Annotated in this window: 9 protein-coding genes and 2 tRNA genes; 7 read left to right on the forward strand and 4 right to left on the reverse strand. The window is 37.2% G+C overall.

Features of this window, described 5'->3' with window-relative positions:
• The first annotated feature begins 545 nt into the window (after positions 1–545).
• Positions 546–1,214: an acyltransferase gene (locus IKK64_06645; protein ID MBR4119741.1), complete on the forward strand. Its 669-nt coding sequence runs from the start codon at positions 546–548 to the stop codon at positions 1,212–1,214.
• A gap of 50 nt (positions 1,215–1,264) precedes the next feature.
• Here IKK64_06645 and IKK64_06650 read toward each other — a convergent pair.
• Together IKK64_06650 and IKK64_06655 are read right to left on the reverse strand one after the other, a co-directional pair.
• Positions 1,265–1,338, reverse strand: a tRNA-Asn gene (locus IKK64_06650).
• A gap of 28 nt (positions 1,339–1,366) precedes the next feature.
• Positions 1,367–1,440 (reverse strand) — tRNA-Asn (locus IKK64_06655).
• A gap of 199 nt (positions 1,441–1,639) precedes the next feature.
• Here IKK64_06655 and IKK64_06660 point away from each other — a divergent pair.
• Both IKK64_06660 and IKK64_06665 read left to right on the forward strand, forming a co-directional pair.
• A complete protein-coding gene (locus IKK64_06660; protein ID MBR4119742.1) occupies positions 1,640–3,295 on the forward strand; it encodes a S41 family peptidase in 1,656 nt (551 codons plus the stop codon).
• 2 nt (positions 3,296–3,297) lie between these two features.
• Entirely contained in the window at positions 3,298–3,828 is a 531-nt protein-coding gene (locus IKK64_06665) for an NUDIX domain-containing protein (GenBank protein ID MBR4119743.1), read from the forward strand.
• Here the strand turns inward: IKK64_06665 and IKK64_06670 are convergent.
• A complete protein-coding gene (locus tag IKK64_06670; protein ID MBR4119744.1) occupies positions 3,818–4,675 on the reverse strand; it encodes a hypothetical protein in 858 nt (285 codons plus the stop codon). The genes IKK64_06665 and IKK64_06670 overlap by 11 nt on opposite strands.
• 101 nt (positions 4,676–4,776) lie before the next feature.
• Between IKK64_06670 and mutS the strand changes: the two genes are divergently transcribed.
• Entirely contained in the window at positions 4,777–7,386 is a 2,610-nt protein-coding gene (gene mutS, locus IKK64_06675; protein ID MBR4119745.1) for a DNA mismatch repair protein MutS, read from the forward strand.
• A 4-nt stretch (positions 7,387–7,390) separates the two neighbouring features.
• Positions 7,391–8,641, forward strand: coding sequence for a U32 family peptidase (locus IKK64_06680; GenBank protein MBR4119746.1), 1,251 nt, complete (start codon positions 7,391–7,393; stop codon positions 8,639–8,641).
• 77 nt (positions 8,642–8,718) lie between these two features.
• On the opposite strand, the gene IKK64_06685 is transcribed toward IKK64_06680, so the two are convergent.
• Positions 8,719–11,040 carry a TonB-dependent receptor gene (locus IKK64_06685; GenBank protein MBR4119747.1) on the reverse strand — a complete coding sequence of 774 codons (2,322 nt, stop codon included), beginning with the start codon at positions 11,038–11,040 and terminating at the stop codon, positions 8,719–8,721.
• A gap of 339 nt (positions 11,041–11,379) precedes the next feature.
• On the opposite strand from IKK64_06685, the gene IKK64_06690 reads away from it, so the two are divergent.
• Together IKK64_06690 and IKK64_06695 are read left to right on the forward strand one after the other, a co-directional pair.
• A complete protein-coding gene (locus IKK64_06690) occupies positions 11,380–14,373 on the forward strand; it encodes a tetratricopeptide repeat protein (protein MBR4119748.1) in 2,994 nt (997 codons plus the stop codon).
• Positions 14,363–14,589 (forward strand): hypothetical protein (locus IKK64_06695; GenBank protein ID MBR4119749.1); only part of this gene is annotated, 227 nt, incomplete at its 3' end. The genes IKK64_06690 and IKK64_06695, both read left to right, overlap by 11 nt.

Here is a 14,589-nt window from a genome sequence, read left to right on the forward strand (position 1 = left end):
CTTGAATGGGATATTTTTAAACTCGAAATAGTTGATATGGACGGAGCAAGAATAGATAAAGTTTCTGTATCAAAACTATCAAATACAAAAGGGAAAGAGGATTAACCTCACAAAACATTAATCCCCTAATCTCATTTTTTAATGTAAAATTTGAAATATCATTGTAATATTGAACCTCAAAAAAAGGTTTAGATAATTCTTTTCCTAAAAAAGATATTTCAAGATAAGATTTTTACTCAAAATTTCATAACTTTGTAACGTTGCAAATAGCAACAGACATATATTAGGAAGCGTTTAGCTTTATTCCTTACCGATGAATCTGGACAATTCGTCACGTTATAACAGGAATTTAGAAACGTCTCCCTTTGGTGTGTTATATGTGTATTTAACATATAAATCCAAAGGTGTGGGCTGTTTTTCTATATCTGTTATAAGGGCAGTCCAGAGCCTATCGGTAGAATATAGATAAAGTAGGCTCACACTTTCTGTATATGGTACAAATACCTTTTTTATATCTCAAGAGCCTACGAGATAATAGAAATTATATGAAAATATTTAAATTAATATTCAATGTAAATTGGATAAAAAGTATATTCTTTAATTTTAGATATTTAAAACTCTCGCAGGCTATAAAACTTCCAATACTTATTTTCAATAATACGCTACTATATAAAGTTAAAGGTAAGATTATAATTAATGCTCCCATAGAGACAGGATTAGTAAAGATAGGACCTCACAATGTTGGAACGAAAGATGTAAAATCTGCCAGAACAATATGGGAATGCTACGGAAACTTAGTCATTAATGGCAAAACTACAATTGGGTCAGGCAGTAGTATATCAATAGGAAAAAATGCAATACTTACTTTTGGTAAAGATTTTTCTATTACCGGGAACTCATCAATTATATGTCAAAAGGAGATAACATTTGGGGATAATTGCCTACTATCTTGGGATATACAAATATTAGACTCCGATTTTCATAAAATATATAATATAGAAGGTAAACATATAAACAAACCTAAACCAATAGTAATAGGGAATAAATGTTGGATAGGAGCAAGATGTACCATTTTAAAAGGAGTAAATATTAATGATAATACTATCATTGCCGCAAATTCAACAATTACAAAGAGTTTTGAAGAAAAGAATATCATAATTGGGAACAACAATGATACCCGTATAATAAAGAAGAGGATTAGATGGGAGATATAACACCCTACATAAAACAAAAAAGAGGCACTTTCACAAGTGTCTCTTTTTTGCTCTTCAGGTTGGACTTGAACCAACGACCCTCTGATTAACAGTCAGATGCTCTAACCGACTGAGCTACTGAAGAATAAATATATTAGGTAGTTATGAAAACGCTCTTCAGGTTGGACTTGAACCAACGACCCTCTGATTAACAGTCAGATGCTCTAACCGACTGAGCTACTGAAGAAGACTTTACGCACTCCTCACTTGGAAATGCGGTGCAAAAGTAAGTCCATTTTTTGGATTATGCAACAAATAAGGCATTTTTTTTAATATTGAGTGGTAAAAAAAGATAAAATAGAAGATATTTGTAACATTCTTAATTGTTTTTAAGTTGCAGATACCATAAAAGATAATTAACTTCGCATCTATAAACATCATATATTATGAAACAGATATTTAAACACCTAACCATAATTGCAATAACACTAATATTCTCATATAGTGCATACTCTCAAAAGCAGAATTTTGAGTTAATAAAAAACACAAATATCTTTAACTCAATATTAAAGGAGTTATCACTATTTTATGTTGATACCATTGATGCCGAGAAGATAATAACAAATGGTATAAACAGTATGCTATACTCGCTCGACCCATATACAACATATATCCCCAAGAAAGAGGAAGATGACCTTAAATTTATGACTACGGGCGAATATGCAGGAGTGGGAGCATTAATATCAAAACGCGACTCACTTATACAAATTACAAGCATATACGAAGGCAACCCTGCTCATAAAGATGGTATGAAGGTTGGCGACCGTATTCTCGAAATCAACGGAGAGTCAATGGTTGGAAAAAGCAACGACTTTGTTAGCGACCACCTAAGAGGCAAAGCAAACTCTCTTGCAGTTATAAAGGTAAAACGCCCAACAGTAGATAGCGTTGTAACCCTAAACGTAACCCGCAAAAAGATATATATCCCAGCGGTACCATACTACGGCGTAACCCAAAACGATATAGGTTACATCTACATATCATCGTTTAACACAAACACCGCATCAGAGGTTAAAGACGCACTACTTGATTTAAAGAAGAACCACAATATCTCATCACTTGTTTTAGACCTCAGAGGTAACCCGGGAGGACTTCTCAACGAAGCAATAGGAGTGATAAATCTTTTTGTTCCAAAAGGGAAAACCATATTAGAAACTCGCGGAAGGCTTAAAGAACTTGAGAACACATACAAAACATCACAAAAGCCAATTGATACCGAGATACCTATTGCTGTATTGATTAACGAAGAGAGTGCATCGGCCTCAGAGATTGTAGCAGGAGCAATGCAAGACCTTGATAGAGCCGTTATTGTAGGTAATCGTTCATTTGGTAAAGGATTGGTGCAAAGTACACGCTCTCTACCATACGAAGGAACACTGAAGATAACTACTGCAAAATACTACATTCCAAGTGGAAGATTAATACAAGCAATAGACTACTCAAACAAAAACGAGGATGGCACAACAACTCGTATCCCCGATTCACTTACAACCGAGTTTAAAACAGCGGCAGGGCGTATAGTTCGCGATGGAGGAGGAATAACACCCGATGTTACATACGAATACCCCAAACAGAGCAATATCCTATACTATCTTACAATAGATTACCATATGTTTGATTTTGCTACTCGCTATGTTGCTGAGCATCCCACAATTGCATCAGCAACAGAGTTTAAATTAACAGATGATGAGTATAATCAATTTAAAGAGGAGTTAAAAGCCAAAAACTTCACTTACGACCGAGAGAGCCTAAAACTATTGAACAAACTAAAAGAATTGGCAAAATTTGAGGGATACCTCGATGATGCCGAAGAGACAATCAATACCCTTGAAAAACTCCTTGAGCATAATATCGACAAAGATTTGGAGAACTTCAAAGAGGAGATAAAATCTGAATTGGAGATGGAGATAATAGAGCGATATTACTACAAAAAGGGATTAATGAGCAGAGGAGTAGAGGAGGACAAATGCATAGGCAAAGCAATTGAAATTCTTAAAAACCCAACTCAATATAAAGAGATACTATCACCACAAAAGAGATAGATATGGCACACCCATTAGAAAAATTCCAATATTGTCCGGCGTGTGGCTCAAACCACTTTGCCGAAAATGGTGCATACTCAAAAAAATGTGAAGATTGCGGATTTACATATTACGACAATCCCAAAGCGGCAACAGTTGCAATAATAGTAAACAGCAATAACGAGATATTGGTATGTCGCAGAGCCAAAGAACCTGCAAAAGGAACACTCGACCTACCGGGCGGATTTACCGATATTGGGGAGAGTGCCGAAGAGGGTGTAATTCGCGAAGTAAAAGAGGAGACAGGATTAGATGTATGCGAAGTAAAATTTCTCTTCTCCAAACCAAATATATACCCATTCTCGGGGATGATAGTAAACACAATGGATCTCTTCTTCTTATGCAAGGTCAAAACAACAGAGGGACTAATAGCCAATGATGATGTAGCAGAGACTCGCTTCATACCAATCAAAGAGCTTTCGCCCGAAGACTTTGGACTACGCTCAATAAGAGAAGCAATAGCTGATATTAAGTTGTTAGTTTTTAGTTGTTAGTTTTTAGTTGTTCCTTTATTTGCAAAATATGCAGCGGAATATTGCCAAGTTGCGATGCCACTTCGGAGTATGAACTATAAAAACTACCATATATCTTTGTAGTGCGAGATAAAATCCACATCTCCCTAACAGCATCCTTTATTCCCTGCAAACTATTTCTATTGCAATCGGTATCAACAGATAAAATTCTATCTCCAAAAATTTGCTTTAACTCACTCTTTGTTGCAGCGTCATCGGTAGCAACATAGAACTTTGTATCGCTACACTCATCAATCTCCTTACGCATAGCGTCACAAAAGAGAGAGAGAGGAGAGTTCTTTATCGACAATTCATTGTCTGTTCTGCGAATATGAACACCAATAGTATTCTCAGTAAAATTCTTTTCAACAAAATCATCTACCAAAGAGAGAATATCACTTTTGGGTATAAAATTTTTACTTATAGCGTCTGAATAATTGCCAAACTCATAACAACTCTCAATCAATACCCTACCACCATTTATGATAGTTTCGGCAAGAATACCTTTGTTACGTTGAGCAATAAAATCGGGAGAATAGATTGTAGTATCAAACATAAGTGGAGCAGTTATGAAAGGCAGCCAAAGAGTATGACGGCGAGGAGAACGATAAAGAAATCTATCAATAAAACCTGCCTCCATAACAGAAATCATATCATAACTTGGCGTCTCAAATAACTCTGAAAAGGGAGCGTTAAGTTCAAAATTGCTAAACCACACACTTTTCACAGGAATAGCATAGGGGCGGGCAAACTCAATTACGGCATTCAATGCCCTCATTCGGTTAGCCAATCCTCCGTACGGAGTAATAGTAATCTCTCTCCTTTTCACTTTTTATAAGTATTAAAATTCACTACAAAAGTATATCAAAAAATCTGTTTGTAAAAGAGGCATATTTTTATTAATTTCGCAACAAGCAAACAAGAGAGATAATGGCAGGGAAAATAGCAGAAACGCCACTAATGAAACAGTATATCGAGATGAAGGGTAAACACCCCGATGCTATACTGCTTTTTAGAGTGGGCGACTTTTATGAAACATTCTCGAACGATGCAATAGAGGCATCCGAGATATTAGGAATAACACTAACCCGACGAGCAAACGGAGCAGCACAATTTGTTGAGTTAGCAGGATTTCCACACCACGCATTAGACGTATATCTGCCAAAACTTGTAAGAGCAGGAAAACGAGTTGCCATCTGCGAACAACTCGAAGATCCCAAACTAACAAAAAAATTGGTAAAGAGAGGTATTACCGAGTTGGTAACACCGGGAGTATCAATTAACGACAATGTTCTAAACCACAAAGAGAATAACTTTGTGGCAGCACTATATTTTGAACGTCACTCATGCGGAGTATCACTGCTCGATATATCAACAGGAGAGTTCTTAACAGCAGAGGGAAGTTTTGACCATATCGATAAACTTCTAAACAGTTTTGCTCCAAAAGAGATATTAATTGAGCGTGGCAAACGCGATATGTTCACTTCAAAATTCGGATACAAATTTTTAATCTTTGAATTAGATGACTGGATATTTACAACCGATGCCGCAAGAGAACGCCTGCTAAAACATTTTGAAACAAAGAACCTAAAAGGATTTGGAGTTGAACATCTAAAATTAGGGGTAATAGCAGCAGGAGCAATTCTTCACTATTTAGATATAACACAACATACACAAATATCACATATAACTACCCTCACAAGAGTTGAAGAGGAACGCTACGTAAGACTTGATAAATTTACACTTCGTAGCCTTGAACTTCTCGCTCCAATGAACGAAGGAGGTAAATCGTTGTTAGATATAATAGACAAGACACTAACCCCAATGGGCAGTCGCATGATGCGCCGTTGGGTAACATTCCCGCTAAAAGATATAAATGCAATCAATCAACGATTAGATGTGGTAGATCATCTTTTCCGTTCACCAGAGGACAAAGAGGCACTTGAAGAGAAGATGTCGCTAATAGGCGATATGGAACGCCTAACCTCAAAAGTTGCCGTAGGAAGAGTAACCCCAAGAGAGATGATACAATTGCGAGTTGCACTCGCAGCAATAGAGCCAATAAAGGCAATATGCACAAATAGCCAAAACCCGGTTCTGGCACACTTTGCAAAGGAGCTGGAACTATGCGAGGAGATACGCAACCGTATTGAAAAAGAGATAATGCAAGATGCCCCCTCGCTAATAAACAAAGGCGGTATCATACGCGAAGGTGTAAACCAAGAGTTAGACGAACTTCGCAAGATGTCAGGCTCAGGCAAAGAGTATCTTCTACACATACAACAACGCGAAAGCGAAGCAACAGGTATTCCATCACTAAAGATAAGTTATAACAACGTATTCGGATACTACATAGAGGTACGCAACACCCACAAAGAGAAAGTACCCGAAGGGTGGATACGCAAACAAACCCTAACCAATGCCGAGCGTTACATAACCCAAGAGTTAAAAGAGTACGAAGAGAAGATATTAGGCGCAGAAGAGAAGATATTGGCAATAGAGAGCCGACTATTCAATGAGTTGGTACAAGCAACCACGCTACACATAAGTGCCATGCAACGCAACGCCACAATGTTAGCACAATTAGATTGCCTAATATCATTTGCCACAACAGCAAAAGAGAACAAATATATACGCCCAGTTCTTGATGACTCATTAACACTATACATTGAAGAGGGACGCCATCCGGTAATAGAGAAACAACTCCCCGTAGGAGAAGAGTATATCACAAACACTCTCAAACTCGACAATGAGAATGAGCAGATAATGATAATTACCGGTCCGAATATGGCAGGTAAATCGGCACTTCTCCGCCAAACAGCCCTTATAACCATAATGGCACAGATAGGTTGTTTTGTTCCTGCACAATCGGCACGCATTGGAATAGTAGATAAGGTATTTACCAGAGTTGGAGCATCAGATAATATATCACTCGGAGAATCAACCTTTATGGTTGAGATGAACGAGGCAGCATATATCCTCAACAATATATCCGAGAGAAGTCTTGTTCTATTTGATGAGTTAGGAAGAGGAACAAGTACCTACGATGGAATATCAATAGCATGGGCAATAGTTGAACATATACACGAAAACGAAAAGGCAAAGGCAAAAACCCTCTTTGCAACCCACTACCACGAGTTAAACGAAATGGAGAAGGAATTTTCGCGAATAGTCAATTACAATGTATCGGTAAAAGAGGTTGACAACAAAGTGGTATTCCTACGCAAATTGGTACGCGGTGGAAGCGAACACAGTTTTGGTATTCACGTTGCAAAGATGGCAGGAATGCCACGCAATATCGTTGGACGTGCTGATGAGATACTAAAAGAGTTAGAGAAGGGTAGCGAGAACAGAAACATAACAAAACCCATACCTGCGGCGGCAAAAGCAGGAGGAATGCAACTATCGCTATACCAATTAGATGATCCTGTACTATCAGATATACGCAAAGAGATATTAGGATTAGATATTAACAATCTTACACCCGTTGAGGCACTCAACAAACTAAATGATATAAAAAAAATACTATTAGGACGATAATACAATGTTACAACGCAAAGATTTTGAAATAATGGCTCCAGTAGGCTCATACGAGTCGCTAACAGCAGCAATACAAGGAGGAGCAGATTCGGTCTATTTTGGAGTAGAGGGATTGAATATGCGTTCACGTTCATCAAACAACTTCACACTTGATGACCTACGCAACATAGCAGAAATATGCAACCAAAACGGTATAAAAACTTATCTGACCGTAAACACCGTAATATATGACGGAGACCTTGAGTTGATGCGAAAAATCATCGACACAGTAAAAGAGTCGGGAGTAAGTGCAATAATAGCATCAGACGTAGCGGCAATGAGTTATGCCAACTCAATAGGCGTAGAGGTACACCTATCAACACAGCTCAATATATCAAATGCTGAGGCACTAAAATTCTATGCCCAATTTGCCGATGTAGTGGTATTGGCTCGAGAGTTAAACCTCGACCAAGTATCGGGAATCTACCGCAGAATACAAGACGAGAACATAGTTGGACCTAAAGGAGAGCAGGTACGAATAGAGATGTTTGCACACGGAGCCCTTTGTATGGCAGTATCAGGCAAATGCTACTTAAGTCTGCACGAAATGAATCACTCGGCAAACAGAGGCTCATGCCTACAAATATGCCGCAGAGGTTACACAGTAAAAGACAAAGAGAGCAACATTGAATTGGATATAGAGAATCAATATATAATGTCGCCCAAAGACCTTAAAACAATCCACTTCATGAACAAAATGATTGATTCGGGAGTAAGAGTATTTAAGATTGAAGGTCGTGCCAGAAGTGCCGAATATGTGCGTACAGTTGTAGAGTGCTATCGCGAAGCAGTTGAGAGTTACATTGACGGAACATTCAGCGAAGAGAAGATTGCAGGTTGGGACACCCGTTTAGCAACCGTATTCAACAGAGGATTCTGGAACGGATACTATCTTGGACAACGCTTGGGTGAGTGGTCATCAAGTTACGGAAGCGAAGCAACCGAGCGAAAAGAGTACATAGGAAAAGGAACAAAATACTTCTCAAATATAGGAGTAGCCGAGTTCTTGATGGAGAGTGGCGAGATTAACGAAGGAGATAAATTATTGATAACAGGCCCTACAACAGGAGCCATAACAATAGAGGCAAAAGATATGCGAGTAAACTTTAAACCTGCCACTAAGATTGTAAAAGGCGACCTCTTCTCAATAGCAGTAGGCACCAAAATACGCCCATCTGACAAACTATTCAAAATAGTACAAGTAGATAAGAAGTAGGTATTAAACTTCAAATAAAAAACAAAAGGCTACCCAACCGAAAGGTTGCGATAGCCTTTTTTTATGTGATAATATAATTATATACTAACCTTAACACCCACAGTAATACTACGAGGCAGAGCAGGGCCATAGATATAACCTGAATCTCTGTCAGGACCTTGATCAAAATCTTTCTGGTACGAGTTAAAGATATTCATTATAGCAGCATTTAACTGCAAAGTTGCACTACGCCATATCTTAAAATCGTATGCAACCTTAAAGTTTACATCAAAGAAAGGAGATGTACGCTCAGCCCTATCAATATCTGTTCCTGAGCCCTCGCAATGTTGTACCATCATCGCTCCCGTAGCAGTACCGCTTACCGATAGCGTAAGAGCAGGTATAGGATTATAAACTCCCATTATATAACCATAGGCATTTGGCGAACGAAACATCTTTCGCACAGGCGGAACATCAGGATTCTCGCTCCAATACTCCAACTGTTTATAACCACTATACTGAATAGTTGCCGAGCCTTGAATCTGAAAAATTGGAAGAATACCAATTTTACCCTCAATTGTTCCACCAGCAACTCTTGCACCAGAGCCATTATAACGCACCATAACGGTATTACCTTTTGCATCCTGCTCCTCAGTTTTAAGAAGAGCAAAAGCATCTTTTAAATCGGTGTAAAACAACTCCACCATCAAATTAGTACGCACTCTACCAAAGTTTTTATACATATCAGCAGAGAATGACAGACTATTAGAGCGCTCCTCTTTTAAATTAGGATCCAAAACCGTTACAACCCTATCACCACCAACAACAGCCACATGGAAATCCTCATCAAAAGCCTGAGGGGCTCTAAATCCTGAAGAGTAGGTCAAACGCAAATTAACATTGGCAATTGGATTGTATCGTAAATTAACACGTGGCGAGAATATAGGTTTATCAACCAAGTTATGTTTATCCATACGAACACCCACAAGAAAACCCCACTTATCATCTCTCCACTCGTTTTGAAGAAAAACGCTACCAATATTTACTTTCTGTTTTACATAGTGGTCATAGCCCGTAAAATTATCTATAAGTTTATTATAACTATACTCACCACCAACCATAAGTTCTGATGGGAGAAACCACAGTTTATCAAACTTGTAACTATATTGAGCACCAGTTACAGAAACAACGTCGCTGGTCTTACCATAAGCATTAGGATCTTGTTTTGCACCATAATAACTATCTCTTTTAGTTGTTTGAAATGAGGTATAAACACTCAATTTATGCCTGTTTTCATTGAAAAAGAGGTCGTAACTTAACTCACCCCCATTGATAGTGTGATCGGTCTGTTCAGCAATCATAGCCTCATGGGGCGGTAGATCAAAAGCATCACCACCACGGCGAAACTCATTTATACTATGGTATTGAAGATTTACCCTTCCAAAATCACCAGTTCGTATATAAGAACTTAAACCAATAGTTTTTCCGTTAATCTCTGGGATTTCACAAAATCCATCACCATCATAATCATAGTAGTCACGCTTACGACTCTGACCATAAATAGTTAAACCCATCTTATAATTATCATTTACAAGAGAAGCATTAAAAGTGGTATTATTATCAAGAGCATTAGATATGCCAATAGATGTAAGCGAATGAGAAACTTCGGCACTACTCTCAGTAGGCTCTTTTGTAATTATATTTATTGTACCACCTATGGCAGAAGAGCCAAACAGAGCAGAACCTCCTCCACGAATTACCTCAACACGCTCAATCATATTTGCAGGAATCTGTTCAAGTCCATAAACACCAGTAAGAGCAGAAAAAATAGGGCGAGAGTTCATAAGTATCTGCGAATAGTGACCATCAAGACCATTAATTCTGACCTGCATAAAACCACAATTCTGACAATTATCCTCAACTCTGATACCTGGTTGATAGTTTAGTCCACACGAGAGGGTAGGAGCAGATACCAAATCAAGCGTTTTGCTTGTAAGAATATTTACCATCGAAGAGGCATTCTGTCTTTTGAGTTCGCCCCTATTTGCTGAAACAACAATCTGCTCAAGTTCCTCATACATATCCTCAAGAGAAAAGTTAATCTCCTGAGTTTTATTAGCAATAATCTCAACACTTCTACTCTCACTCTTATATCCCATTCCGCTAACCTCAATCACATAATTGCCAACAGGAAGATTTCTAAAGAAGTAGTGACCTGTTCTATCGGTTTTGGTATAAAAACTTGTACCCTTTACCTCCACTATAATATAAGGCAGATGTTCCTTTGTTGACAAACTTAAAACGTGGCCCGATATATTAGCATCAGTAGGTGTCTCTGTTACGTAACTAATAGTCTCCTCAGCAAAAACAGCAAAAGGAACTATTAGAATAAATAGAATCAAATAGTAAAATCTTTTCATATCATTATCTAAAAAAGTTTATCACGTTAAGTTAATTTTCCGATGCAAAATTAACGGGAGGAGAAGAGTATTGAAATACCCAGAATTTGGTAAATTATAGTGAGGATAAAGCAACTTGGGTACTCAAAGAATGTTATAAATATGAAAAATATCTACTCTATAATAAACCATTTGCTAAAAAAATACTCACATTGATGTAAAATATGTTTTATAAATACAAAAGAGACTATATAAGTTAAATATTTACTATTTTTACTATAAAGAATTATAAAACTTTAAAGCAAGTTTTATATTTTGCTTGTTTGTATGTATTTTTGCAACATAAACTAAAAGAATAAAATGAGATACCTTAAAATAAACCTCGCACTACTATTTTTAATTCTTATAACACTCCCTTTAGTTGCTAATGCTCAAGAGAGAAAAACACCCTTTACTGTATCACATTCACTCCTTAATATGTATAAGAGCGAAAACTATTTGGGAGTAAACCACAAACTTAGTAGTGCTTTTAACGAAACAACCATTGACACATACCCAACAACTGCGGTAGAGAGAGAGTTTCTTAAGATAGAGAGTGCATATCGCTCAGGGGACAAAGATATTATAAGTAAAATATTCGAATTCAAAAACCGCAATACCGATCCCCGATACACTCAAAAACTTGATTTAATGTTAGCAACCTCATACGTTGCAGAGGGCAACTTTGAAGAGGCTGAAAAATATTTCAACAGAGTTGATTGCAATAGACTATTGGCAGAAGACAAAGAGGAGTATATCATAAATAGAAGCATATTACTATTTAGTAAAGGGGAGTATGAAAAAGCAGAAGAGGAGCTATTTCAGATAGTAACAAAGAGAGCTTCAAACAGTATCCCGGCAATATTCTATTTAGCATGTTCAAACTATGCACAAGATGAGTATATAACAGCCGAAGTAGGATTCTTAGAGTGCATTAACGATAAGACCTTTGGAGGTAATGCAAAATATTATTTAACCAACATATATTTTGCCACAGAACGCTATCATGAGGCTCTAAAATTGGGCAGTGAACTATTAGATAACAATAGTTGTTCTGAGGAGTATGTTATGCCATTAAATAAGATTTGTGGAGAGAGTGCCTTTTTAACTGGCAACAACTATATTGCTATAAAATATCTTCAAGAATATACACAAAGCAATAGTGATGACTACAACTCTTTGTATCACTTAGGAGTGGCATACTACAATACAAAACAATATAGCAATGCAGTTAAAACATTAATTGAAGTAACAGCAACTAAGAACATCTTCTCTCAAAGTGCATACCTATATTTAGGACACTCATATTTGCAACTAAACGATAAAAACGGAGCAATGTTTGCATACGAAAAAGCAATGACCGAGAATGAGAACATTGAGGCAAAAGAGAGTGCAATGTATAACTACTGCATAATAATTGAAGAGAACAATATACTACCATTCAACAAAAAAGTTGAGGTTTATGAAAACTATATAAACCAATTCCCCAATAGCAATAACTCAGCAGCAATAAACCAAATATTGGCTGTAAGTTATCTGACAACAAAAAATTATAAAGCGACACTATCATCGGTTAATAAGGTAAAGAATCCGGGAAAAGAGTTACTCGCAGCAAAACAGATAATACTCTATAATTTGGGAACACAAGAGTATGAGAAAAAAGAGTACTCAAAAGCAAAAAAATATTTTGATCAAAGTATAAAAGTTGGTAACTACAAAACTGACATAATAGCAAAAGCATATCTTTGGAGAGGAGAGATAAACTATCTGTTTAAAGATTACGCACAAGCAACAAACGACATCAAGAAACATATTTCGCTATTAAAACAACCCGATATGAATTCATACTACTCACTCGGGTATGCACTATTTATGCAAAAGAGATATAGCGAGGCTGAGAAACAATTCAGCAACCACATTACAAAAAACAAAAAGAATAAATCAACCAAAGCCGACGCATATAACCGTAAAGGCGACTGCTTATATATGATGCGAAATTATGCTAATGCTCGTAAAGCATATAATGAGGCAGAGAAAACAGATAACCAAATGGCAGACTACTCAATATATATGCAGGGCATAATATATGGAGTTGAGAAACAACACTCTCAAAAAGTTGAGACCATGAACAGAGTTATCACACAATATCCACAATCGGTATATGCCCCCAAAGCATTAGTTGAAAAGGGAAATGCCCATCTTGCCCTCACTCAAAACGATAATGCCCTCTTAACATTTGCAAATGTTTATGATAAATATCCCAAGAGCGAGGAGGCACGTCAAGCACTACTACAATCGGCTCTGGTATATATGAACATCGGCGACAACGACAAAGCAATATCGGCATATAAAACACTTATAGAGGAGTACTCTGGTAGCAACGAAGCTAAAGTTGCTATGGAAGATTTAAAGAACTACCATATACAACAAGGCGATATAGAGCCATACGCTGAATATATAAAGAGAATAAAAGGAGAAGAGGTATATAGCAACATACAAATGGACTCTCTCACTTACTATGCTGCCGAGAATGCCTTTTTGCAATCACCCTCTGAAAAGAGTGTAAATCAGTTAAAGAATTACATAAGCAAATACCCATCAGGAACATTCAAAGCAAACGCATCGTTCTATGTAGGACAATACGGATATAACAACAATAACTTTACTGAAGCACGACAATACTTTGAAAACGTATTGGTAAGCAAAAACGTAATGCTGCTCGAAGAGACACTACAAGCCCTTGCAACAATAGAGGAGTTAGAGAGAAACTACGATAAAGCATACAAATATTACACACTTCTCATAAACGAATACCCAACAACACAACTCGGGAAAGAGGCTCAATCATCAGTTGTGAGAGTATTGAGTTTAGATGGTAAAAATAGTGACGTTATAACAACCGCTACCAACATATTATCAAACAATTCTGACATACCAAATATCGAAGAAGTAAGATATTATAGAGCAAAAGCCTACACTGCAACAGCAGAAAGCGAAAAGGCAATAGATGATTGGACTATACTATCAACAACACACTCTCCATACTCATCAGAGGCAAAATATATGATAGCAGAGACACAATTCAATGAGAACAACACAACTCAAGCCGAAGAGAGTATAAATTCGCTCCTTGCAAGTAGCGGAGAGGATAGATATTGGATTGCACGCAGTATAATTCTACTATCAGACATATCTGCTAAACAGGGCGATAACTTTAAAGCAAAACAGTATCTAAATAGTCTAAAAAGCAACTATACTGAAAATGATGATATACAACAAATGATAAAAACAAGATTGACAAAATATGAAAAATAATATCCTTATACTCTTCGCAACAATGCTTCTAAGTGTAGTAATCACTGAAGCAGAAGCACAAAACATCGATCGTGAAGTAACAATAGAGAAAGAATACACTCCTGAGGTTGATGCAGCAGTTAAAAAGACAGGTATTCCCCAAGCAGAAAACCCACTTGTAGAGAAACCTGTAAACGAATACTCCACTTGGGCAGTACCACTATCGGGCAATCCCAC

It is taken from the genome of Bacteroidales bacterium (genome assembly GCA_017521245.1).
GTDB lineage: Bacteria > Bacteroidota > Bacteroidia > Bacteroidales > G3-4614 > Caccoplasma_A.